This window comes from Paenibacillus sp. SZ31 (assembly GCF_012912005.1).
In the GTDB taxonomy this organism is placed as follows: domain Bacteria; phylum Bacillota; class Bacilli; order Paenibacillales; family Paenibacillaceae; genus Paenibacillus.
Genome location: NZ_JABBEA010000002.1, coordinates 580,734 through 605,811, shown reverse-complemented (window position 1 = coordinate 605,811; position 25,078 = coordinate 580,734). Strand labels below are relative to the sequence as shown.

The window sequence follows — 25,078 nt, the reverse complement described above, 5'->3', positions numbered from 1 at the left end:
GGCTTTATGTGAAAACGAGGGCGTATATTTCGTCCGCAATAAAGGTGGTTTTGCCGTTTTATTCTGCAGAGAAGGGCATATGTACCAGACTAAATTAAAAAACCGGGTAAAAGGAGTGGAAAAGTTTGATAAAGATTAATCGGTTACGCAAGCCCATCTCCATGGGGCTCTCGCTTCTCCTTGCATTTTCGATCGTTCATCCGGTTTCAGCTGAAAACTCCCCATCATCCAAATTGGATATGAAATCTGGACTCGCCAAAGTTTCGGAATCCAAAGTAAACGCCAAGTTATCCAAAGAATTTGAAGGTAGCGAATATGTTACCTATCTGGTGAAAATGAAGGAGCAGGTGGATACAGCAGCGGTCTCCAAACAGGCCCTGGAAAAGGCGACGATCGCCAAACAAACGGCCTCAGCCACGAAGCTGTCCGTTCGGAATTCGGTCGTCAGCTCTCTGCGGGAAACGGCCTCACGTACACAATATACATTGGAAAGTTATCTGGAAAAGGAAATTGACCTGGGCAAGGTCAAAGAATATAAAAGCTATTTTATCGTCAATTCATTGGCAGTAACGAGTACCAAAGAAGTTTTGGAGCAGATTGCACTGCTGCCTGAGGTAGAGAAGATTCTACCGAATGAGACAAGATACTTACAGAAAGCGGAAGTGAGTAAAGAACCGGCGACTGCGGCACCAGCCAAAGATGCTGTCCAAGCGCCAGCAAAGGACTCCGCAGTCGGAGTCAAAGACAAAGAACCAGCGGCCAAGGACAAGCTTGCAACTGAGAACGTGGAATGGAACCTGAATTACATCAATGCGCCAGCCGTTTGGGATCGGGGCATCGATGGAACAGGGATTGTCGTTGCCAATCTGGACAGCGGTGTAGACTATACCCACCCTGCGCTTCGCAGCAAATGGCGGGGATTGGATGCTGCGGGCAATATCGTTGATCCTGAACTAAGCTGGTATGATCCGCACAGTAATGCTTCCCTTCCTGCGGACGAAGACGGACATGGTACTCACACGATGGGTACGATGGTTGGCTCTGAAGCAGATGGCACCAACCAGATCGGGGTTGCTCCCGGTGCGAAATGGATTGGTGTGCGGATATTCAATCCGGAAACAACAGATGCCATTATTCTGGATGGTGGACAGTGGTTGATTGCTCCGGTCGATGCGGAAGGCAATCTGCATCCTGAACTTGCACCGGATGTCGTGAACAACTCATGGGGCGGAGGCGCAGGACTGGATGAATGGTTCCGGCCTATGGTCCAAGCCTGGCGTGATGCGCAGATCTTTCCCGAGTTCTCTGCAGGGAATGTAAGATTGACGAATCCGGGTGGTCCCGGCTCTGTCGCGAACCCTGCCAATTACCCTGAAAGTTTCGCTACGGGAGCCACAGATATTAATGGTAACCTGGCATCCTTCTCACTGCTGGGTCCATCTCCGTATGGTGAGATCAAGCCAGAAGTATCTGCCCCTGGGGTAAATATCCGCTCAGCAGTTCCGGGTGGTGTATATGAGGGAGGCTGGAATGGAACGTCGATGGCAGGTCCGCATACAACTGCGCTTGCTGCACTCCTGCTTCAGGCCAACCACTCCCTTACTGTGGATCAGCTGGAGCAGATCATTACAGATACAGCAACACCGAGAACGGACAGTCAATATCCGACCTCCCCTAATAACGGTTACGGTCACGGCATCATTAATGCCCTCGATGCTGTGGGTTCTGTACTCGAAGGAATCGGTACGGTATCCGGCAGAGTAGTTACAGCCGGAGATGATCTGGAAGAGCCAGTACTGGCGCATACCCCTGTCAATTCTGCCTTTACAGGCATCGATATACCATTAACCGCTCATGTGACAGATAATGTCGCAGTAGTCTCCGTTGAGGCTTTTGCCAAAACGACAGGTACCAACCAGTACGTTTATCTGCCGATGAATCGAATTGCTGGCGATAGCAAAGATGGTACGTATACAGCGACCATTCCTGCATTTCTTATTGAGCCACAAGGCGTGGAGTATTATATCCGCGTGAACGATTACGGCAACAACGGATTCGAAAGTCAGGTATACAAAGTGGCTGTGTCCAATGGTGTTCAGCCAGGATATCTTCAGGATTTTGAAGAAGATCAGCTGGGCTTCACCACTGGCGGGACCGGAAGTACCTGGGTATGGGGAGCGCCAGGCAGTGGTCCTGGAAGTGCATACTCCGGTGACAAGGTGATTGCAACCAACCTGCAAGGGACTTATGTGGCGAATAGTAACGCATATCTGCTTGCGCCACCAATCGATCTTACCGAGAGTCCGGAAGGTGCATTATTATCCTTCAAACACTGGTATGATTTGGAGAATAACATCGACTTTGGTAAGGTATACATTGCTTCCGAGGACAGCGACTATGTGTTCGAAGAGTTGCTGAGCTTCACGGGTGCTGGTGGTAACTGGAAGAAACAATATGTGGACCTTCGCGAATACGCGGGACAGCAGGTATTTATCAAATTCAATCTGACCAGTGATAACTCGGTGCAAAAGGCGGGTTGGTACATTGATGATTTCGCAGTAGAAGCCTTGGATGAGATTGCGCCAGGGGCACCTGCCGGATTGTCTGCGACTGCTGATATTCTGGGCAATGTAGCCTTGAGCTGGACTGGACCGAGCGATGAGGATCTCGAATCCTATATCGTATATCGTTCCACAACAGCAGGTACAGGTTATGAATCCATTGGAACTGCAACAGGAACAACGTTTACGGATACGTCTACCGTGACGGATTCGACGTATTACTATACCGTTGCCGCACTTGATTATAGTGGAAATGAAAGCGACAAGTCGAATGAGGTTTCCATTACAGTAGAGGTGCCTCAGGACATCTATATCGATCATTTTGACGGCAGTGATGATAATGGCTGGACTCATTCGGGAACCAAAGATGAGTGGGAACGGGGCATTCCGGTAACGGGACCTGCCAGCGCTGTATCTCCGCCGAATGTCTGGGCGACTGATCTCGACAATACGTACGAGAATGGCTCCAACTATTCACTCGTATCTCCGGTCATTGATTTGACGGATGTATCCGAAGGAACCCTTACGTTTAATCATTGGTACGAGATTGAGAGTGGATATGATTACGGTTATGTGGAAGTCACCAAGGATGGTGGAGCCACATGGTCAGAATTGGGCAAATTCTCACACAGTACAAACGGCAAACAATGGGCACCGGTATTCTATGACCTCGATGCACTTACCGGCAATGAAGTTCAATTCCGGTTCCGTCTGACGTCAGACAACAGTGTTGTGAAGACAGGCTGGTTCATTGATGATTTCCGTGTACTGGGTGTTGCTGCGGAGACCGTAACCGAGGACAGTGCCGTTGTGCTTAATAGCGACAAACCGAAACCGTCCTATGATAACCCATGGTACAAAATTTCACGGACTGACAAAGCCGAATTTAATAAAACGAAACAGCAACAACCGGAAGTTGAAAAACCAGAAACAGGTTCGGTTAATCCACAAAGCCTGCCTGCCAGTGCAACGGTTACCGTACTGGAAACCGGACGTTCGGTGAAGACGGATTCAGCTACAGGCAAGTATAGCTTCACACACGTAGCGGGTGATTACACGTTAAAAGCTGAGGCATACGGATATTATCCTCGAACTCAGCAGGTAACGATCACCGATGGCAGTGGAGCCAAAGCCAACTTTAATCTGGAGGCAATCCCGCATGGACAGATTGAAGGTGTAGTAACCGATGAACGGACAGGACAACCACTGGCTGATGCTTCCGTCCTCGTGGTAGAAGATGCCAAGGTAGGTGAAGTTCGCACAGGTTCAGATGGCAGCTTCGTTATTAAGGTATTGGAAGGAAGTTATACCCTGTCCATCCGGGCTGCGGATTATTACAGTAAGACCGTTACTGTAACTGTACCTGGTAATGGTACGGCAGAGGCGAATGTTGCCTTGAAACCATTCATCGGTTTCCCAGGGGAAATTGCTTATGATGATGGAACAGCAGAGAACGCACGAGCTTTTAACGCTGCGGATAACGCTTGGGCAGTTCGAATGACACCAGAGCTGGAGACCGCTCAACTGACAGGTGCATCGTTCCGATTCTGGAACACCGAATGGCCTGTACCTGGAGGTACAGCGTTCCAATATGCCGTCTATGATGCTTCGGGTACTGGCGGCGCTCCGGGACGACAACTGGCTGGACCATTTGACGGTACTGCACTTCGTAACGATCAATGGACAACCGTTGAATTCCCGGAACCGGTCATTGTAACAGGTGATTTCTATATTGTGTATGTACAGAGTGTAGCTGGAACTGGTGCTCCGGGACTGGCTACTGATGAGAATGGTACGAATGCAGGTCGAAGCTGGCAGCGAGTAGGTGGCGCATGGAGCACTTCACCTGCAGAAGAAGGTAACTACATGATTCGTGCAGTTGTGAGATATCCGGTCAATGCACCTGTGCTTACGACACCAGCGAACACATACACGAATCAGTCAACTTTTACGATATCGGGAACGTCTCCGGCATCCGGTGCCCAGATCAAGTTTTACAACGGCAAGGATCTGGCTGGCACTACAACCGTGGCAAATGGGAAATTCTCGTACGGTGTGAAACTCCGTTCTGGGATTAATGCGATTACTGCCGAGGCAGTGGTGGATGGCAAAACAACCGACCGTTCACTCCCCGTCGTCCTTATTCTGGATCAGACCAAACCGCAAGTGACGATTCTCACGCCTGCTCAAGGGGATCGCATCAATGCAGAAGTGGTTCACGTAACGGGTAATGTCGTGGAACAATTCCTCGATAAAGTAACCGTTAACGGACAAACCGTACAAGTGGGCAAAGACAGAAGCTTCAGTCATCGCGTATTGGTCAATGAAGGCGAGAACACGATTACCATTACAGCAACCGATATCGCTGGCAACAAAACAACCGTAACGCGTACCGTCTACGTGGAAACGGCATTGCCAGAACTTACGAACATTACGCCAGCTGAAGATGTTCGCATCACATCAGGGGAGAGTGTCACCGTTTCATTTGACAGTAAACCTGGTCTGCAAGCCTCTTTCCGAATTCAGCTACCGCTGAATCTGAATGCCCAAGGGGCAGGAGAGATTCCATTGGTGGAGACTGCGCCTGGTCGTTACACAGGCACGTACACTACACCTTCATCCCTTGTTCTTGAGGGCGGAGTTATCGTGATTCGTGCCCAGGATGCAGCTGGCAATAAAGTAGAGACGGAAGCAGCTGGACGATTGTTCGTCAGCGCAGCACAAGAACAATCAGTTCCAGAACCAGATTCGAGCCCAGCAGAGACGGAATCTAATGAATCTGGTTTACCGTCCACTGAGGGTCTGCAACCTTAATTATTCAAAGTGTGAACCGGATGTTAACTGCGTTTTGACTATCTAAGCATGAAGCCGATGAGCCAAGGTATCTTGGCATGTCGGCTTTTTGTTATATCTCGATTCACATCTGAAGCCTAAGATTAGTTCGAGAAAATTGCATATACTGCATGGTTTGCAGCATTAGGATCAACAAATACGATAACAGGAGGAGTGAACTGTGGGCGTTGATGCATTACAACGATCCCAACCTTTACGAAGTAAATGGCTCAAAACCAAAATACTGCTGAATAACTCGGCTATCAAACCATTTATCCCTGATACGCAGCGATTTAGCCAATCTAACCTGAAGTCCATGCTGGGGAAATATAGAATGGTGTATATCAAACCCGAGATAGGCACCTTTGGAATGGGAGTCATTAAGGCTGAGATGGACAATCATCACCATTTTGCCTACCAGATCCATCAAAAGCGTCAGACGTTCAACAGTTTCGAGTCGTTCCATCGAAGTCTGACCCATCATGTTAAGCATAAAAGCTATCTCATTCAGCGAGGTATCCATCTCTTGCAACATAATAACAGGCGCTTTGACATACGGGTAATGGTGCAATTGAATCCCAGGCAGAAATGGGAAGCGACGGGGGTCATCGGCCGACTGGGTCATCCGAAGAAAATTGTGACCAACTACCATAGTGGTGCCAAGCCAATGAGCATTCACACCTTGCTGAAATCCCATGTTTCTGACAACCGGATTAATGAATTGATCCAGGAGATGAACCGCTTGGGCATTGACATCGCTCGACACATGAGTAAGAAGTACACTCGTTTGAAGAGCATTGGGGTGGATATCGGGCTTGATCGAAGTCTAACGCCATGGATTATTGAGGTGAATGCCAAGCCAGATCCCTATATTTTCAATCAGTTAAAGGACAAGACGATGTATCGCAAGGTGATTCGATATGACCGTCAGAATAAACCATAATTGATAACGGAGTCTAAAAGAAGTTAGAAAATACAAGGTTCCACAAGGGTTGATGGGCGTACGACAGTTTGATATGCGACCTAAATGCCTCGAAGACGTATAATATCCCTTAAGTCATTATCAGATGGATAGGGAGATGAACGATGAGAACACAAGTGAAAATATTTGAAAATGCAAGTACTGTAGAGTTGGAGAAAGAAATGAATGAATTTTTAAATGGGATCAATACTGTAAATGTAGTGGATATCAAGTATTCTCAAGTAGTCGTTTCTAACGGTGGTTATGTTATAAATCATTTCTCGGCTATGGTTATGTACGCCAAATAAATTTAATCATGAACTTTAGAAAATGAAGCATTCCATGGGGATGCTTTTTCTTTTGCGCTCATATGACAGAAGGTGAGTCGTCTCTTTCTTCACATTAATGATATAACATGATATATTAGGATGTAGAACATGAGAAGTATGGGTATTTATGGAGGTGCTTGTATTGGGGAAAGACTCGGCATCCAAGCCGATGTATGAACAGATCTTTGAATCCTTGCGTGAACGGATACAGCTTCATCAATATCAAGTGGGTGAGCGTGTTCCTTCGGAAAAGGAATTATGTGATGAATTCGGAGTTAGCCGGATTACGACGAAAAAAGCGCTTGAGATGTTGGCGAGTGAACAATTGATTGTTCGTCAGCCGGGACGGGGTTCTTTTGTAGCTGATACGGCAGATATGTTACAGGAAAGACCTAACAAATCTGCTCCGCGTGCTTCGGTTAAAGATCCAGAGAAGAAGCTGCTCATTGGTCTGGTCATTACTAATTTCAGTGATATGTATGGTACAGAACTGTTATATGGGATGGAAGAAGCTTCGCGAGAGCATGATTGTTTTCTCGTACTTAGAAGATCCTTCGGGATACCGGAGCAGGAGGAACAGAGCATTCAGGAACTGCTGGAACTGGGTGTAGACGGATTAATTATCTTCCCGGCACAGGGAGAATACTTCAGCGATGAGATTCTTAAACTGGTCGTTAACAAATTCCCGTTTGTCCTGATTGATCGGTATTTGAAAGGCATTCCGGCTTCATCTGTCAGTACGGATAACGTAGGTGCAGCGAGAGAAGGAACAAATTATCTGTTCGACCTTGGTCACCGCCACATCGCTTTTCTGACACAGCCTCCGGCGAACACCACACCGATCGAAGAACGAATTGAAGGCATTATTGAAGCTCACAATGATCAAGGAGTTCTGGTAAACAGGGAACTGTGGTTAGAATCTTTTCTTTCGACATTGCCCAATGTGTTCGATCCTCAAGTCGAGGTACGTGATGTGGAGACACTGGTGGAACATTTACAGAAATACCCGCAGATTACCGCACTCTTTGCTGCAGAGTATCATATTGCTTTACTTGCAGAACAGGCAGCAGATCGGCTTGGCCTGAGAATTCCGGAAGATGTGTCCATCATTTGCTTTGATAGTCCGAACGCTGCCGAAGGCAGCCGTGTAACACATATGAGACAAAGCCAGTTTGATATGGGAAAACAGGCATTTGAGATGGTGCTTCAAAGTATGCAGAACAACGAAATTGCAGTGAACAGAGTCGTTCTTCCTGCCCGATTGGTGAAGGGGGAATCAACGAGTATGGTGAAACAAAAGGGTTAATATAGCAACTTAATATTCATTGTGTTAATCAGGGGCTTCGTGTAAACGAGGTCTCTTTTTGTGTGGATAAAAAGGGGATAATTGCTTCAAATGGTATATTATTTAGTGTCTTTAAATTAAAATAACATGCTAATATACAAATAAATATATTGACATAACATTATATTCGTTTTAGGATGATGAAAGCGGTTAACAAACTGGATTACATAAGGAGGACAACATGCTGACACCCAGAGATGATCAAGACATTTCCCCCTCGATATACGACATGATTGATCAGGTTAACAAACGTATGCCGGATTATCCGGAACTTAACCAAATGTTCAAAAATTGTTTTACCAATACGATGCTGACCACGATTCAGCGCAAAGAAGATGGAACAACTTTTGTGATTACGGGAGATATCCCTGCCATGTGGTTACGTGATTCTGCCGCTCAGGTCAGACCTTATCTGGTTCTCGCTTCAGAGGATGAAGATATCGCGGACATGATCGCTGGACTGGTTGAACGTCAATTGAATTATATTCTCCTGGACCCTTATGCAAACGCTTTTAATGAGACGGAGAGTGGAAAAGGACATCAGGAAGACCTGACGCAGATGAATGATTGGATCTGGGAACGGAAGTATGAGATCGACTCTCTGGCTTATCCGATTCAGCTCAGTTATCTCTTGTGGAAGAACACGGGAAGAACAACTCAATTCAATGATACGTTCCGCAAAGCAGCCCAGATCATCATGCAGTTATGGCAAGTGGAGCAACATCATGAGACGAAATCACCCTACACGTTCCAACGTCTGGATGCTCCCGAGACCGATACGCTCAGCCGTGAAGGACGAGGTACTGAAACAGCCTATACAGGCATGACCTGGTCGGGATTCCGTCCCAGCGACGATCGTTGTGAATATGGTTATCTGATTCCATCCAATATGTTCGCCGTTGTGGCGCTTCGATATCTACAAGAAATTGCTGAAGCTGTGCTCGAGGATGAATCGTTGGCAGCGAATGCTAAGCAGTTGGAGGAACAGATCAACAAAGGTATTCAGGATTATGGCACCTTTGAACATCCGGAATATGGAACCATATATGCGTACGAAACGGATGGGAAGGGCAATTACAATCTGATGGATGATGCCAATGTGCCGAGCCTGCTGTCTTTACCTTATCTCGGATATGTAGATGAGAATGACAAGGTGTATCAGAATACACGCCGTTTCATTTTATCCACGCACAACCCGTATTTTTATGAGGGAACAGCTGCTGCTGGAATCGGTAGTCCGCATACACCGGAAGGGTACATCTGGCATATCGCTTTATCGATGCAGGGGCTAACTACAGAGGATCGCAATGAGAAACTAAGATTGCTTCAGCTCATCCATAAGACGGATGCGGATACCGGACTGACCCATGAAGGTTTTTCGGCCAACAATCCAGATGAATATACACGTCCATGGTTTTCATGGTCCAACATGCTCTTTAGTGAACTGATGATGGATTATTGCGGATTCCGCGTACAGAAATAGGATAGGAAAGCAAGAGATAGCCTGCGAGTACATCATAACGTTCGGAGTTCGTTGAATTCCGACAAGAGGAGAGCGAATCATGAGAAAAATATCATTGAAAATGCCGGTAGCAGCAGTTATGACATCCTTGCTCATTCTTACTACAGCCTGTTCGGGCGGAAGCTCAAGCACAGGCACAACCAGTGATGGCAAGAAGGAAGTAACTGTATCGTTCCGTTCTTCAGGATCTGAAGATACACTTACGAAGTTTTTCCAATCAGGTTTGGTGGATCAATTTGAGAAAGAAAACCCGGATATCAAAATCAACATTGCGCCTGTATTGGCTAGTGAGGGTGATTATACGTCCAAAATGGTTTTGCAGATGAAATCTCCGGATACGGCACCTGATGTCATTGCCGAAGATACATCCATCATCAAATCCGATGCTGCTGCGGGATATCTGGAGCCACTGGATTCACAGGTTCAGGGATGGTCCGATTGGGAAGAACACATCATCGACAACCTGAAGGCAGGGGTTACCGGTGAAGACGGCAAGGTGTATGGCGTTCCGGCTACCTCGGATACACGCGGAATCTGGTACAACAAGGAACTGTTTCAACAGGCGGGACTTGAAGTTCCGTTCAAACCTGCAAGTTGGGCAGAAGTACTCGAAGCAGCACGTACCATCAAGCAAAAACTGCCGGGTGTGACGCCACTTAATATGATCGTGGGCAAAGCAAACGGTGAGGGTGTGACCATGCAAACGCTGGAAATGCTGCTTTATGGTACAGCAGATACACTGTATAACGACACCAGCAAGAAATGGGTGGTTAACAGCCCGGGGCTGCTGGATTCCTTCAAATTCATAGATCAAGTGTTTAACACGGATAAAACAGGTCCAACCATGCAGGTGGCCTTGAATGGACAAGCTGGCAGTATTGCATTCCAGCAACAGTTCCCACAAGACAAACTAGCGATGGCTGTAGATGGTAGCTGGGCAGGTTCGACATGGGCCGAGAACGGTGCTGCTCCAATCGCCAACGTTGAAGAGAAAATAGGCTTTGCACCATTCCCGACACAAAATGGGGAAGAACCTGGAGCAACTACGATGTCTGGAGGATGGGCTTGGTCGGTTCCTGCACAAGCGAAGAACAAGGAAGCAGCTTGGAAATTTATCGAGTTTCTAATGAATAAGGAAAATGCGACTGCACGCGTAGTAGCGGAAGGTAGCCTCAGCCCACGTAATGATTCCACAGAAGTTGAAGGTTATACGGATCGTCCATATACCAAAGAAGCACAGGAACTCTTGAATGTGGCCCACTTCCGTCCAGCGAATGATCAATATGCAGCGGTATCCGCACAATTGCAAAGCATTGTTGAGAGTATTGCCTCTGGCAAGCTGACGCCAGAAGAGGGAGTTACGCAATTGAAGGACAACGTATCCCGTTCCCTTGGCGCCGACAGCATCGAAGAGAAATAAGGATATCGATATATTCGGAGGGGGAGGCACAATCTCCCCTTTTTCCGGTTCGAATGGAGAGTGACTTATGAAAAGGAAAGCACCAGGCTCATTTCTGTTTCTAATGCCTTCCGTACTGTTATTACTTGTGTTTTTCATTGTTCCCATCATTCTGACGATCTGCTTTGCCTTTACGAATATGGCTCTGACCGGTGCGGCAGCCAAGAGTTTGGAGTTTGTCGGATTCCAGAATTTCATTAATATGTTCCATGATCCGGACTTCCGGATTAGTGTCTGGCGCACGCTGGTCTTTCTCATCTTCTCCGCAGTGATTGGTCAGGTATTGCTTGGATTCATTCTAGCTCTTCTAATGAAGGAGAAAAATGTGACGTTCCGCCGGGTCATTGGCATCATCGTCATTGCCGGTTGGGTGACACCCGAGATTGTCGTGGCATTCTGTATGGTGGCCTTTTTCAGTGACAATGGTTCATTGAATCAGATCCTCGGCTGGTTTGGTGCGAATCCCATCTCATGGTTGTTCAGTTTCCCTATGGTTAGTGTCATTATCGCGAATATCTGGCACGGCACAGCCTTTTCAATGATGGTCTATCAGTCGGCACTGGATGATATCCCGAAGGAAGTCGAAGAAGCTGCCATTATTGACAGTGCCACCGGGTTCCAGATTGTCAGACACATTACAATTCCAATGGTAAAAGGGTCTATCGTGACCAACATGATGTTGGTCACCCTACAGACACTGGGTGTGTTCACACTGATCTATACGATGACCGGTGGTGGCCCGGGTACTTCGACACAAACCTTGCCGATCTTCATGTATAACCAGGCCTTTGTGAACTATCAGTTTGGATACGGCACAGCCATCTCGTTGGTTCTGTTGTTCATTGGTATTATCGCCAGCCTGTTCTACATGCGATCCATGAAAGTGAAAGTGTAACCATGAAGGAGGTTCGATCCCTATGGTCAAACATGGGCTTCAACGCAAAATCCAGTACGGGATTCTAGTCTTTCTAGGGCTCTGTTTTTTATTGCCGCTGCTCTGGATCATTCTGGCTTCATTTGACCCGAACGCGCAACAGGGTATCAAAATGCCCAGTACCTGGACCATTCAAAATTTCAAGGATGTGCTCGGGGATTCGAGCAATCTTCGTTCATTCGGTGTAGGCCTGATTCTGTCGGGAGGGCAAGCGATATTAGTTGTTGTGGTATCGGTTCTTGCTGCGTATCCTTTATCCCGTTATGAAATGAGATTCAAAAAAAGCTTCTTGTTATCCATTCTGTTCATGACTGCTCTTCCGATTACTGCCGTGATGGTTCCGGTATTTCAAATGTTTTTGTTCTTCAAAATGCAAAACAGCATCATTGCCACGATGCTGTTCCTGACGGCATCCTCACTTCCTTACGGCATCTGGATGATGAAAAACTTCATGGATTCAGTGCCAATCGATTTGGAAGAATCGGCATGGATTGACGGAGCGTCCGTGTGGAGTAGTTTGAGACGAATCGTGGCGCCATTGATGTTACCTGGTATCGCAACGATAGCCATATTTACCTTTTCGGGAAGTTGGGGCAACTTCTTCGTGCCCTATATCCTGCTCCAGACACCGGAAAAACTTCCGGCATCGGTCACAATTTATCAATTCTTCGGCAGCCACGGCATGGTTGAATACGGCAGATTGGCTGCATTTTCACTACTTTATACGATGCCTTCGGTTGTGCTGTACATCTTCTCCCAGCGCTACATGTCTAAGGGCTTCAGCATGGGCGGGGCAACCAAAGGTTAATGACAGGAGGTACGCAACATGACAACCCAAAAGACGGCACATCTTATCTCGCATACCCATTGGGACCGCGAATGGTATATGCCTTATGAACATCATCATGTACTGCTCATTGAGCTGATGGATAAACTGCTGGACACGCTTGATCAGGACCCGGAATATCGTTATTTCCATCTGGATGGGCAGACGATTATTCGTGAAGATTATTTGCAGGTTCGGCCCGAACAGCAAGAGAGGCTCGACCGCTATATTCGTGAAGGACGCATTCATTTTGGTCCATGGTATGTGTTACAGGATGAGTTTCTGACCAGCAGCGAGGCCAACTTGCGTAATCTGCTCATCGGTCATCGTGATGCTCGACCTTTGGGTGTGATATCCAAGACGGGATACTTCCCAGACTCGTTCGGAAATATGGGACAGGCACCGCAGATTCTGCAACAGGCGGACATTCATAACGCGATCTTCGGGCGTGGGGTAAAGCCTACCGGATTCAATAATGCCGTGGTTGATGCAGACAGTTATGAATCTCCCTATTCCGAGATGATCTGGCGTTCGCCGGATGGTTCGGAAGTGCTCGGCATTTTGTTCGCGAACTGGTACTGCAATGGGATGGAAGTTCCGGTTGATCCGGAGAAAGCCCAAGTATATTGGGATAAAAATCTGGAGGATGCCGAGAAATTCGCCTCGACCCCACATCTGTTGTTCATGAATGGATGTGATCACCAGCCGATCCAGACGGATCTGCCTGAGGCTTTACGCACGGCAACTGCCTTGTATCCTGATGTGGAATTTATCCACTCTAATTTTGACGATTACATTGAGGCGGTTACGAAGGAAATGCCTGAGCATCTGGCGACCATTGAGGGCGAGCTTCGCAGTCAGCACACGGATGGTTGGGGAACACTGGTGAATACAGCATCCGCAAGGGTTTATCTGAAACAGATGAATCAGCAGGGGCAGACGTTGCTTGAAAAAGTAGCAGAACCACTGGCAGCCATGGCCCAAATAGCCGGGGTAAAAGATTATCCGCATCATCTGTTGACACATGCATGGAAGATGCTGATGCAGAACCACCCGCATGATAGCATCTGCGGATGCAGTGTCGATGAGGTTCACCGTGAGATGGTGACCCGCTTCGCCAAGAGCAGACAACTTGCAGAGAAATTGGTTTCCCAGAGCGCGCAGGCGATTGCTGAGTCCATTCGTGTACAACCTGCTGAGGCTTGGGGAGAGGAAGCGGTGCCGTTTACCGTGTTCAACACGAGTGGATGGAATCGAAATGGAATCATGGAGATGGATCTGATTGTGGATAAAGCATTTTTCCCAGAAGGTCCTCATCCTCAAGCCCTTGCGCAGAAAGTGGAAAAAGATGCACTGCCAGTGTATCAGCTGGTCGATTCGGATGGACACGTGTATTCGGCGGAAGTCAAGGATCTGGGTGCGCATTTCGGCTATGAACTTCCGAAGGACCGTTTCCGACAGCCTTATATGGCTCGTAAAGTAAGAGTGACTTTCAAGGCGGTGGATGTATCTTCTCTGGGTTATAAGACGTATGCTCTCATTCCAGTCGAGAAGCAAGCAGAGATTGCTGAGATTGTTGAAGTGTCAGATACGCGCGAAGTCATCCAGGTTCAGGGAATGATGATGGAGAATGGTCATTTGCGGGTGACGGTTGAAGAGAATGGTACGGCAACGATTGAAGATAAGGTCTCTGGTGCGGTATACAGGGGATTGAATTCATATGAGAATACGGGTGATATCGGCAATGAATACGTCTATCGCCAGCCTGACGGAGAAATAACGCTGACCACGGAGCATCTGAAGGCAGACCTGCGGATTATGGAGCAGTCTCCGTATCGGGCAGTTATGGAAAGTGTATTACACTGGGATATTCCTGCTGAAGCAGATGAACTGTTCGAACTTGAAAAACGCCAAATGGTTCCTTTTACAGAACGAAAGGCGCAGCGAGTTAAAAACACTGTTCCGCTTGTGATTACGACAACGTATACATTGGAAGCAGGCAGTAATATGGTCAAGGTAAAGTCTGACTTTAACAATCAGGCCAAGGATCATCGACTGCGCGCAATCTTTCCATCAGGACTAGTGACAGAGGATCATTATGCGGATTCCATCTTTGAAATCGCCAAACGCTCCAATACACCGGCCAAAGAATGGGTGAATCCGAGTAATGCACAGCATCAGCAGGCATTTGTACATGTGACCGATGGTGATCATGGCTTGATGATTGCAAACAAAGGGCTGAATGAATACGAGATTTTGCAGCATAAAGAAGGCAGTACGATTGCGGTTACGCTACTGCGCGCCTCTTCGGAACTGGGTGACTGGGGTGTGTTTGAAACACCGGAAGCTCAATGTCTGGGACCTCAAAGCGTGGAATATGCGATTATTCCATTTGCAGGCGATGCGGCACAGTCAGGTGCATGTGCAACTGCCTATACGTATCCGATTCCGTGGACGACTGTGCAGCTAGGGGCACTGGCGTATACATTTGAGCAAGAAGGTCATGCTGGAGCTGATGGGCAGAAGGTGGAACTGCCTCTGTCCAAGCAATGGTTGGCGTGGAATACACAGGGTTCGACACTGGCGTTCTCTACACTGAAAATCGCAGAGGAAACCGGAGATTTGATTGCTCGCTGGTATAATTTGAACTCCGAACCGGTTGAATTGAACGTTCAGCCCGGAGTTGAATGTGCCTCCGTCTATGAGAGCGATGTGCTGGAACGGGTTAAGGACACGCTGGAGGGGCACAGCCAGACGGTATCGGGGTACAAGATTGTTACACAAGGGTATGCGTTACGTTGATTTAATTTTTGAATATCATAACTTTAAAGGACCTCCTGTTCGCGGTAGTGTGGACAGGAGGTTTTTGTTATTCAAACATTGTCTTATTGAAGGATGCTATAGCGACGTTATTACTCGTTCTAAGTTCTTTTTATCCAATAAAATAATTAATTTCCAATATAGAAAAATGTGGTATTATTGTGCTAGTTTGTTGTAATGGAGGTACACCTAATGATCTATATTTTATTTGTATTCATCGTTGTAGTGATCATTGCACTTAGCCTTTGGGTTCTTAGTTTAGCACGTAAACAAAAGAAATCAGCGGTGCTTTTTGAGGAGAATTACGACTTAAAAGCCATTACTATCGCTGATATAGACAGGATGGAGGATGGCTCTGGCTTCGAGATGTACTTGTACAGATTGTTAATTGAGTTGGGTTATTCAGGAGTCTACAAAACGTTAGGAAGTCGCGATTTTGGTGCAGACGTAGTTTTCACTGATCGGGAAGGTGTTAGAAATGTCATCCAAGCAAAGCGATACTCAATAGAGTATCCAGTCGGCATCAGCGCTGTGCAAGAGGTGTTTTCTTGCATGAGATATTACAAGGCTAAAAAAGCAATCGTGTTTACTTCATCCCATTTCACAGAATCGTGTGAGACATTAGCCGGTATTAACTTTGTAAAGTTGATTGATCGAACTGATCTAATTCATGTGATTGAAGCTTTTAGAGACGGTGATATGATTGAGGCGCGTGACACCATTGAAGGGGAACCGAGGATGATACTTGAATCCTGGTCGGAAGCGAATAGCAACACGCTACATGAGGTTCGAAAAGATTACAAGGCAGAAAAGTATGTAAAAAAAGTGATGAGTAAGTGAAAACACATAGCATAGTATTCAGTAGAAAAATGATTGATTCCGTTGACTATTCATACATAACCTAAGTGGGAAGAGGGGTGCAATTTTAGTGAGGAAATTGAGTTGGGTTGCTTTATTTTTAGTGCTTTTTTTGTACTTTATTTCGATGTATTCACTATATTCTCATATGAATAATAAATGGCTAGTTAGTCCTCCCAACTATGTAATTCTAATTCTCTCTATTTTAGGACTAGCTCTAGCTATACTTGGTTTTAAAGATACATCGAACAAGTCTACGAAGGTAAGAAGTTGGATCTCGACGGTTCTCTCTGTAGTATTGATCTTCATACTGTTGGGTGCTTTGTCATTTACATCGATATTTTCTGGATCAAAACAATTACTTACGACTACGCATTCACCAGATAAGCACAATACAATAAGTTTCTATAAAACTGACGCTGGAGCCATGGGATCGTTTGGCGTTGTAGGGGAATTAAAAGGTCCACTTTGGTTTAAAAGAGTATTTTATTATGAGACAAAGACGGATCAGGTAGACTTGGAATGGGTCAATAACCACACGATTTCAATTAATGATCAAAAAGTTAATGTATTGAACGGTGAAACGATACGCCGTAGTCCTTAAACTTTATAAGATTTTCTTTTAAAGTTAACTGATAGCTAAAGCGAAATTCCTTTACGGAGTTTCGCTTTTTTACGTTATATTGAAAAAAAGGTTAAGAGAAGTTGGATCGGCTACACTTAGTTGATATGCACTGAGGACACGATAAGGGATTGCACTGAAAGATTGTGTTTAAATCCTTTGGGTTGTTTTTTTATGAATGAATTAGGGAAGTGAATCATGTCGTGATTTTATACATTAATTGTCGTGAGTTTCTATTAAAAATAGATTAAGTCTGTGATAACTTATAGATAAATGTCAGAATATTATATAGTATGGAGGTAAGACAAAAGTGACCATTCGAATTGGGAAAATTAGCTTGTGGCATGTTCACGCATGGGATTACATCAAGCAAGCACAGGAACATGAGGATACGGTCATCGCCGCTGTTTGGGATGAAGATGACAAGCGGGGGCAGGAAGCTGCGGAACGCTTAAACGTACCATTTTATGCTTCACTCGAAGATATGCTGGCCAAGGACGACATCGATGCCGTTATTGTAGATGCGCCAACTCGCATCCATGAAGAGGTGATCACCGCTGCTGCAAAAGCAGGTAAACACATTTTCACAGAGAAGGTTATTGCGTCGACACAGGTGGAATCCAACAGGATCCTTAATGAGGTGAAGGCCAAGAAGGTCAAAATGACGGTCTCCTTACCGCGTCTGAATGCAGGATATACGCTAACAATTCAGGATGTGCTTAACCAAGGATTACTTGGCAAAGTGACTTATGTTAGAGCGCGTTTATCGCATGATGGAGCAATTTCGAACTGGTTACCTGAACACTTCTATGATCTGAAGGATTGTCAGGGCGGTGCGCTGATTGATCTGGGCTGCCATCCCATGTATCTGGCCAAACTGTTTTTGGGTCAGGAAGTAACAGCGGTTAACGCGAACTTTGGATATATTACAGGCAAAGAAGTGGAAGATAATGCAGTCGCAACCTTGTTTACGGATTCGGGAGCAGTCGGGGTTGTCGAAGCTGGTTTTGTGAACAGCCATTCTCCGTTTACGATTGAGGTTCATGGTACGGAAGGTACACTTCTGTATGGAACACCTGATGAAAAGTTATTGATTCGCACGAAAGCAGCACAGGGACAGTATCAAGAGTGGACTGAACTTCCTTTGGCAGACCAAAGAGAAAGCGCATTCAATCAATGGGTTGCACATATACAAAATGATACGGATGCAACCGAAAACGTGCAGATTGCTATGGAGCTAACCCGGTTGATGGAAGCTGCGAATCTCTCTGCCAAGGAAGAGCGTAGAGTTGCTCTCGATGAGTTGAAGGGTTAGGTTTTATTAAGGGGGTGTGCAGTCTTGAGCTTGTATCCTTATGAGAAAATGCTTGAGCGGCAGGATCTCCTCGAGAGACTGGATATTCTAATGGTTTGGGGACATTATGAGATTCGTGTGATGCGATTTCATCTGACTTCTTTTCCAGCGGGCCGAGTTGTGGATTTCCATAATCATGCGGAGTTCGAGTTTCATTTTATCCCAAGAGGTAAAGGTAAAGTTATTTTGGATGATGAGACACATGCACTCTCCGAAGGTATGCTGTATTTGACAGGACCGGGAGTCGTTCATTATCAGGAGGCGGACGCCGAAGAGGATATGGATGAACTATGTCTTCATGTGGATATTGTCCATAAGCCAAGAGAGCATGTGGATCCCTGGGAAGCCGCTGAATCCGAGGAAACGATGGAGAAGCTGAGAACGCTTCCGCTGGCTCCGGTGAATGATTATCATCGAGCGATGCATTGTTTTTTGGAAGCCTATGAGGCTTGTGATCACAAATTAATAGGATATTATACGTCCATTAAACAACTGGTCATCAGCATATTACTTAAAACCGTGCGGGCATACGACACCGGTGGGAATCGACCAGTAGCCCCTGTGCGGGATATGTCGGTGTATCGCTATGAGTATGCAGTGCAGTATATGGAAGCAAATCATCCTACAGTGGTGACGCTGGAGCATGTAGCTGAGAAACTTCATATTAGCAGCAGACAATTGCAGCGAATCTTCTATCAGGTACAGCCGGAGATGCCGTTCAGCCGCGTACTGGAGGATATTCGTCTGCGCGCCGTGTGCCGCAATCTGGAGGAAAGTAACGTGTCCATTGAACAGATCGCTCTTGCTTCAGGTTTCAATAATGCCAACTATTTGCATGCTGTATTTCGTAAACGTCTGGGGATGACCCCGTCGGCTTTCCGTAAAATGAAACAACCAATACTTAAGTGAGGGTGAATATATATGAGTAAAGTATATCGTATCGGAATTATTGGCTGTGGTGGAATCGCGAATGGTAAACATCTGCCGAGTCTGAGTAAATTGGATAATGTTGAACTGGTGGCTTTCTGCGATATCGTTCAGGAACGTGCAGATGAAGCCAAGCAGAAATATGGCACTACTGAAGCCGAAGTCTACACGGATTATCAGGAATTGCTTAAGGATGAGTCTTTGGACATTGTGCATGTGCTTACACCGAATATTTCTCATGCCGAGATTTCTATTGCTGCTCTGGAGGCAGGCAAACACGTGATGTGTGAGAAGCCAATGGCTAAGACATCTGCTGAAGCACAACTCATGTTGGAAGCGGCAGAACGTACCGGCAAGAAACTTACCATCGGATACAACAACCGTTTCAGAGAAGACAGTCAGTACTTGAAGAAGGTATGCGAAGCGGGTGACCTGGGTAATATTTATTTTGCCAAAGCACATGCGATTAGACGTAGAGCGGTACCAACCTGGGGTGTTTTCCTGGATGAGGAGAAACAAGGTGGCGGTCCACTAATTGATATTGGTACGCACGCACTCGATCTGACGCTCTGGATGATGGATAACTATCAACCGAAGGTTGTGCTGGGTACGACCTATCATGAGCTTTCGCAACGTGAAAATGCGGCCAATGCCTGGGGCCCGTGGGATCCAAAACAATTCTCTGTAGAGGACTCGGCCTTCGGCATGATTGTGATGGAGAATGGCGCAACGATTATGCTGGAATCCAGCTGGGCACTGAACTCCCTGGACGTGGATGAGGCCAAATGTAGCTTGAGCGGCAGCGAAGCAGGTGCGGATATGAAGAACGGACTGCGTATCAATGGCGAGAAATTCAGCCGTCTATATACCAACGAGATTGAACTGAGTGCAGGTGGGGTAGCTTTCTACGATGGCAAGAGTGAGAGCGCGCCTGATGTCGAGATGAGAAAGTGGATTGAAGCGATTGAGAACGAACAGGAGCCAGTCGTTACACCAAAACAAGCGCTGGTTGTATCTCAGATCTTGGAAGCACTCTATGAATCTGCTCGCACTGGCAAGGCTGTATATTTGAATAACAATAACGAAGCATAGAACAGATTTACAGCTACAGATTATTGAACCCTTTGTCCTGTTATTTGGGGACAGAGGGTTTTTTGGTGTTTTGGATACTAGCTATTGGTCCATACCAGACTCTATCTCGGCACATATGATAGGAGAAAATTGAGCTGAAAAGAGGGTATGTCTTGACTAAACACAAAACGGGTCATGGTGTTTCCATTATTGTGTGTACCAATCGGCCGCAATTTTTTGACAACATCCTGCAAAATTACAGTCGCCAGCGTTATCAAAGCAAAGAACTGATCATTGTCCTGAATCATGACCGTATGAATCTGGCATTATATCAAAACCGGGTTCGGAAATATGCGAATGTTCATGTATATCAAGTTCCGGAGAGCATTTCGTTAGGACAAAGCCTGAATGCTGGAATAACAAGGGCTCGCTTTGCGTTGATTGCCAAATTTGATGATGATGACTACTATTCGCCGTATTATTTGACAGAACAGGTGAGAGAGCTCAGACGGACCAAAAGTGATATTGTAGGCAAACATTCTTGCCTGGTCTACTTGGGCGCATCCAAGACATTGTTGGTCAGATCTCCCGCTGAAAAGAATAAACCGGTTGAATTTGTACAAGGGGGCACTATTTTATTCAAAAGAGAGATCTTGAAAAAAGTCCGCTTCACAGACCGTTCAATAGGAGAAGATGTGACCTTCCTGAGACAATGCAGGAAAAGAGGATTCAAAGCGTACGCAACCTCACCATACAATTATGTCTATCACCGGAGACAGAACAAGAAAAGTCATACGTGGAGAGCGGATGATAGCTTTTACCTGGAGGGAAGCAAAAAACTTGCGGTTACAGAGGATTTCAGACCCTTTGCTAATAAAAAGTTATAGAGGACAGAAATAACCTGAAGAAACGGAGCGTTCGCCTAAAAGCTTTCTGAAAGAAAGTTACATCGAAAGCGAAGATGCATCTGCTGCGTGCAGATGCGTCTTTTTTGTGGCAAAATGGTTCAATTTGGGGGTGGGAAAAAAATATTTATGAATTTATCAGAAAAAAGTATTGCATATAAGTTTAGTCGGAATTATATTAATGGTATAAGGTCTAGACCATATACAGATCGGAGTGTTTAGATGTCGAGTACGTTTTCATTTCGTTTTGAGAAAGTATCTACCAAAAAGGTTAGTGAATTCATTCGAGAACAACTGGAAGAAGCCATTATTTTGAAAGAATTAATGAGTGAAGAACAACTTCCAGCCGAGCGAGATCTGGCAGAAATTTTTAATGTAAGCCGCATTACGGTTCGCGAGGCACTCTCTTCATTGGAAGAGAAAGGCTTGATTGAGAAAAGAGTGGGTGCCAAAGGCGGAACATTTGTACTGCCTCTGACAGCCAATTCGCATAAACGGACCAGAGAAGAAATTAAACGAGATTGGGCACAGATGCTGAAGGTGTTTGAATATCGAACCATCATCGAGCCAGAGGGAGCTTTTCTGGCTGCTGAGCGGATCACCGCAGGCGAACTGGAGTTGCTTGAGAGTTATATGGAACAGAGTATAGAGCCAGACTGTACAAGGGAATGGTTCAGGGCGCTGGATGTGAAATTTCATCTGACGATCGCCAAAGCCTCAGGGAATCCATATTGCGAGAGAGCCGTCAGACAGATCCGGACCAAAATTAATCCGGCGCTCGACTTGATGCCTTATGATGACCGGATACGTACCGTCAACCATGGTGTACATATGGAGATTCTTGAAGCACTGAAAGCACATGACAGGTTCAAGTCCCGGGAGACGATGAAAAGACATATCGAATTCTCGGCTGACGCGATCTATGCCCGTTTGGTTTCTGAATCGGACGAAAATGAAGGGAATGACAGCGAATGAATCGTTCAGAACTAATACAGCTGGCTCAGCCACTACAAGCCCAGTTAAGCGCCTGGCGCAGAGATTTGCATCGCCATCCGGAAATCGGTTACGAGGAGCATCGCACATCCGCTATCGTAGCTGAGCATCTGGAGAGCTTGGGGCTGGAAGTTACACGCAATGTCGGACAGACCGGGGTTACAGGCCTGCTTCGCGGAGAGACAGATGGACCAACCTTTGCCTTGCGCGCAGACATGGATGCCTTGCCAATCCAGGATCAGAAAGCGGTGGAATACCGCTCGCAAGTGGAAGGCAAAGCGCATCTGTGTGGACATGACGCTCATACCTCCATCCTGATGGGTGCAGCCCAGCTGCTTACTGGCCTTGGAAGACCGAAATCAGGCAACATCAAATTCATTTTCCAGCCAGCCGAAGAGGGACTTGCAGGTGCAAGAGCCATGATCCAGGACGGTGTTCTGGAGAACCCGAAGGTTGATGCCATCGCAGGATTACACATGACACCTGGACAGAACACGGGAACCTTGGGTGTGAGTCAAGGCGTGGCGTTCGCATCAGCCGATCCTTTAATTATCAAGGTGTTCGGCAAGGGTGGGCACGCAGCTCGTCCGCATGAGGGCATTGATGCGATCGCGGTATCCGCTCAGGTCATCACCGCATTGCAAAATATCGTCAGTCGCATGGTCGATCCGCTTGAACCCGCTGTGGTCACGATTGGCAAAATCACCGGAGGTTACATGGGAACAGCCATCGCCCCGGAAGTGGAGATGATCGGTACGGTTCGTACTCTCTCACCTGCCATTCGTGAACGGATGCCAGCTTTGATCGAGCAGGTTGTTAAAGGGGTCTGTGATTCTTTCGGCGCAGGATGCGAAGTTGTCTATGGCGATGGATACCCTGTTGTCGTGAATGATCTCGGCATGGTTGACCTGCTGACAGAGACCTGTGATCAGGTTAATGCGGAGAAGGGATGGAATTATATCAAACCCTCCACAGGGGGCGAGGATTTCGCTTTTTATTGTGAACAGGTTCCGGGTGTGTTTTTCAGACTAGGATCTGGGAATGATGAGGAACGTACTCGCTATCCACTCCACCATCCCATGTTTGATCTTGATGAGACAGCGATGCCTTATGGTGTGGGCATGTTGTCTGCAGTAGCACTTGAATTTTTGGCAAGGAATACAACTTCTGAGGGGGAGCAATCACAATGAAAAAAAGACAATGGACTGGCATGTGGATCACGTTACTGGCAATCGTAATGGTACTCAGCGCTTGCGGAGGAAAAACGACAAGCACGAATGATAGTTCCGCAACAGAAGGAACGGGCAGTGGAAGCGCAAGTACAACACTGACCGTTGCTGCGGCAACCGATATTGAGAGTTTCGATCCGCACAACAACAACAACACTTCCAGTGAGGCGGTTCTGGTCAACGTTTTTGATTATCTGATCAAAAATGACAGTGAACAGAAGAAAGTTGCAGGACTTGCGACCTCATGGGATCAGGTAGATGATACAACATGGAGATTCAAGTTGCGTGAAGGCGTAACCTTCCACAATGGCGATCCATTCACTTCGGCAGATGTAAAATACACGCTGGAGCGCGTAGCCAAGGACGAGACACTCAAGCAGTACAGCTATTTCAAAAATATCGTAGAAGTTAAAGTGGTGGATGACTATACCGTAGACATTATCACGGATGGCCCAGATCCACTGCTCCTGAATCGTTTGTCCAAGATGGGAGCTGGCATTCTGCCGGCAAAATATATCGCAGACAACGGATTTGATGCTTTCCTGAAACAACCGGTAGGAACAGGCCCTTACAAGTTCAGTAAATGGACCAAAGATGATCGTGTAGAACTGGTGAAAAACGAGAGCTACTTCGACGGTGAACCAAAATGGAATGAAGTGGTATTCCGCGTTATTCCTGAAGCCTCCACACGTGTATCCGAATTGCTTGCTGGTGGTGTAGATGTTGCTTCTTCCATTCCGTCCACTGATATTGCCCGGATCGAAGGCGAAGCAGACAAGAAGATTGTCAAAGCGCCAATCCAACGTGTGCTTCAGTTAATCTTCCGTCAGACAGAAGGTAGCATCACGGCTGATCCGAAAGTGCGTGAAGCGATTGACCTAGCTATCGACAAACAAGGAATCGTGGACAGCATTGCGGGCGGAGCAGGTATCGTAACTCGCACGTCTGTAACACCAGGCAACTTCGGTGCTGATCCTTCATTGTACAAAACTTCACTGTATGACCAGGAAAAAGCGAAACAGCTCCTGCAAGAAGCTGGATATGCAGAAGGTGAAGCCGAGATGACTATCTCCGTTTCTGCACAGTACAAAGAACAGGCTGAAGTTGTTGCAGCAATGCTGGAACAAGCCGGATTCAAAATCAACCTGGATGTCCTGGAAGCAAGTGCTTTCAGTGAACGTTACAGTTCCAAATCATTCAAAGAAATCTTCATGATCGGTATTGGTAACTCCTTGTTCGACGCTTCGAACAACTACAATCGTTATATGTTGGAAGAAGCAAAAGGCGAGTCGGATTACAACAATCCTGAAGTAGAAAAACTGCTTCAATCTGCATTGGTGAACATGGACCCTGCAGCTCGTGAGAAAGAATATCAACAAGTACAACAGATCTTCTCTGAAGAGCGCCCAGCTGTATATCTGTATCAAATGGAAGGTGTATACGGAACGAATGCTAAAGTGAACTTCGCGCCGCGCAGTGACGAGATGTTCTATGCTGACGAGATTACACCTGTTGCACAGTAACATTAGG

General features: G+C 46.5%; 18 protein-coding genes. All 18 read left to right on the top strand.

The genetic code is table 11. The annotated features are described in order from the left end of the window. The first annotated feature begins 125 nt into the window (after nt 1-125). A complete protein-coding gene (locus HF638_RS07330; protein WP_169479599.1) occupies nt 126-5,375 on the top strand; it encodes a S8 family peptidase in 5,250 nt (1,749 codons plus the stop codon). Nucleotides 5,376-5,574: 199 nt separating this feature from the next. Continuing rightward, on the top strand, nt 5,575-6,336 hold the full coding sequence (locus tag HF638_RS07325) for a YheC/YheD family protein (protein ID WP_169479598.1): 762 nt from the start codon (nt 5,575-5,577) through the stop codon (nt 6,334-6,336). Between the two features lie 143 nt (nt 6,337-6,479). Beyond that, nucleotides 6,480-6,662, top strand: coding sequence for a sporulation protein Cse60 (locus tag HF638_RS07320; RefSeq protein ID WP_169479597.1), 183 nt, complete (start codon nt 6,480-6,482; stop codon nt 6,660-6,662). A gap of 154 nt (nt 6,663-6,816) precedes the next feature. Then, a complete protein-coding gene (locus HF638_RS07315) occupies nt 6,817-7,989 on the top strand; it encodes a GntR family transcriptional regulator (protein WP_348982082.1) in 1,173 nt (390 codons plus the stop codon). A gap of 220 nt (nt 7,990-8,209) precedes the next feature. After that, nucleotides 8,210-9,511, top strand: a complete 1,302-nt coding sequence (locus tag HF638_RS07310; RefSeq protein WP_169479595.1) for a glycoside hydrolase family 125 protein — start codon at nt 8,210-8,212, stop codon at nt 9,509-9,511. Between the two features lie 79 nt (nt 9,512-9,590). Further along, complete coding sequence (locus HF638_RS07305) at nt 9,591-10,970, top strand: extracellular solute-binding protein (RefSeq protein WP_169479594.1); 1,380 nt, start codon at nt 9,591-9,593, stop codon at nt 10,968-10,970. Nucleotides 10,971-11,037: 67 nt separating this feature from the next. Further along, entirely contained in the window at nt 11,038-11,904 is an 867-nt protein-coding gene (locus HF638_RS07300; protein WP_091016580.1) for a carbohydrate ABC transporter permease, read from the top strand. Nucleotides 11,905-11,926: 22 nt separating this feature from the next. Then, nucleotides 11,927-12,751, top strand: a complete 825-nt coding sequence (locus HF638_RS07295; RefSeq protein WP_169479593.1) for a carbohydrate ABC transporter permease — start codon at nt 11,927-11,929, stop codon at nt 12,749-12,751. 18 nt (nt 12,752-12,769) lie between these two features. Beyond that, nucleotides 12,770-15,571: an alpha-mannosidase gene (locus tag HF638_RS07290; protein ID WP_169479592.1), complete on the top strand. Its 2,802-nt coding sequence runs from the start codon at nt 12,770-12,772 to the stop codon at nt 15,569-15,571. A gap of 210 nt (nt 15,572-15,781) precedes the next feature. After that, the gene (locus HF638_RS07285) at nt 15,782-16,429 is read left to right on the top strand and encodes a restriction endonuclease (protein ID WP_169479591.1); all 648 of its coding nucleotides are present in this window, start codon (nt 15,782-15,784) and stop codon (nt 16,427-16,429) included. A 145-nt stretch (nt 16,430-16,574) separates the two neighbouring features. Continuing rightward, a complete protein-coding gene (locus HF638_RS28995; RefSeq protein WP_481856142.1) occupies nt 16,575-17,051 on the top strand; it encodes a DUF5412 family protein in 477 nt (158 codons plus the stop codon). A gap of 328 nt (nt 17,052-17,379) precedes the next feature. After that, nucleotides 17,380-18,384 (top strand): Gfo/Idh/MocA family protein, encoded by a 1,005-nt coding sequence (locus HF638_RS07275; RefSeq protein ID WP_169479589.1) that lies wholly within the window; start codon nt 17,380-17,382, stop codon nt 18,382-18,384. 24 nt (nt 18,385-18,408) lie between these two features. Beyond that, complete coding sequence (locus tag HF638_RS07270; protein ID WP_248278057.1) at nt 18,409-19,332, top strand: AraC family transcriptional regulator; 924 nt, start codon at nt 18,409-18,411, stop codon at nt 19,330-19,332. Nucleotides 19,333-19,344: 12 nt separating this feature from the next. Next, nucleotides 19,345-20,442: a Gfo/Idh/MocA family protein gene (locus HF638_RS07265; RefSeq protein WP_169479588.1), complete on the top strand. Its 1,098-nt coding sequence runs from the start codon at nt 19,345-19,347 to the stop codon at nt 20,440-20,442. A 152-nt stretch (nt 20,443-20,594) separates the two neighbouring features. Continuing rightward, on the top strand, nt 20,595-21,308 hold the full coding sequence (locus HF638_RS07260; RefSeq protein WP_169479587.1) for a glycosyltransferase family 2 protein: 714 nt from the start codon (nt 20,595-20,597) through the stop codon (nt 21,306-21,308). A gap of 240 nt (nt 21,309-21,548) precedes the next feature. After that, entirely contained in the window at nt 21,549-22,301 is a 753-nt protein-coding gene (locus HF638_RS07255; RefSeq protein ID WP_169479586.1) for a FadR/GntR family transcriptional regulator, read from the top strand. Beyond that, nucleotides 22,298-23,509, top strand: coding sequence for a M20 metallopeptidase family protein (locus HF638_RS07250; protein ID WP_169479585.1), 1,212 nt, complete (start codon nt 22,298-22,300; stop codon nt 23,507-23,509). Before HF638_RS07255 ends, HF638_RS07250 begins: the two co-directional genes overlap by 4 nt. After that, nucleotides 23,506-25,071 carry an ABC transporter substrate-binding protein gene (locus tag HF638_RS07245; RefSeq protein WP_169479584.1) on the top strand — a complete coding sequence of 522 codons (1,566 nt, stop codon included), beginning with the start codon at nt 23,506-23,508 and terminating at the stop codon, nt 25,069-25,071. Before HF638_RS07250 ends, HF638_RS07245 begins: the two co-directional genes overlap by 4 nt. The last annotated feature ends 7 nt before the right edge of the window (nt 25,072-25,078 follow it).

Excerpts from the sequence above, each read along its gene's own strand:
- HF638_RS07320 (WP_169479597.1), top strand. The coding sequence starts at position 6,480 with ATGAGAACACAAGTGAAAATATTTGAAAATGCAAGTACTGTAGAGTTG.
- HF638_RS07310 (WP_169479595.1), top strand. The coding sequence starts at position 8,210 with ATGCTGACACCCAGAGATGATCAAGACATTTCCCCCTCGATATACGAC.
- HF638_RS07305 (WP_169479594.1), top strand. The coding sequence starts at position 9,591 with ATGAGAAAAATATCATTGAAAATGCCGGTAGCAGCAGTTATGACATCC.
- HF638_RS07300 (WP_091016580.1), top strand. The coding sequence starts at position 11,038 with ATGAAAAGGAAAGCACCAGGCTCATTTCTGTTTCTAATGCCTTCCGTA.
- HF638_RS07295 (WP_169479593.1), top strand. The coding sequence starts at position 11,927 with ATGGTCAAACATGGGCTTCAACGCAAAATCCAGTACGGGATTCTAGTC.
- HF638_RS07290 (WP_169479592.1), top strand. The coding sequence starts at position 12,770 with ATGACAACCCAAAAGACGGCACATCTTATCTCGCATACCCATTGGGAC.
- HF638_RS07285 (WP_169479591.1), top strand. The coding sequence starts at position 15,782 with ATGATCTATATTTTATTTGTATTCATCGTTGTAGTGATCATTGCACTT.
- HF638_RS28995 (WP_481856142.1), top strand. The coding sequence starts at position 16,575 with ATGTATTCACTATATTCTCATATGAATAATAAATGGCTAGTTAGTCCT.
- HF638_RS07265 (WP_169479588.1), top strand. The coding sequence starts at position 19,345 with ATGAGTAAAGTATATCGTATCGGAATTATTGGCTGTGGTGGAATCGCG.
- HF638_RS07255 (WP_169479586.1), top strand. The coding sequence starts at position 21,549 with ATGTCGAGTACGTTTTCATTTCGTTTTGAGAAAGTATCTACCAAAAAG.
- HF638_RS07250 (WP_169479585.1), top strand. The coding sequence starts at position 22,298 with ATGAATCGTTCAGAACTAATACAGCTGGCTCAGCCACTACAAGCCCAG.
- HF638_RS07245 (WP_169479584.1), top strand. The coding sequence starts at position 23,506 with ATGAAAAAAAGACAATGGACTGGCATGTGGATCACGTTACTGGCAATC.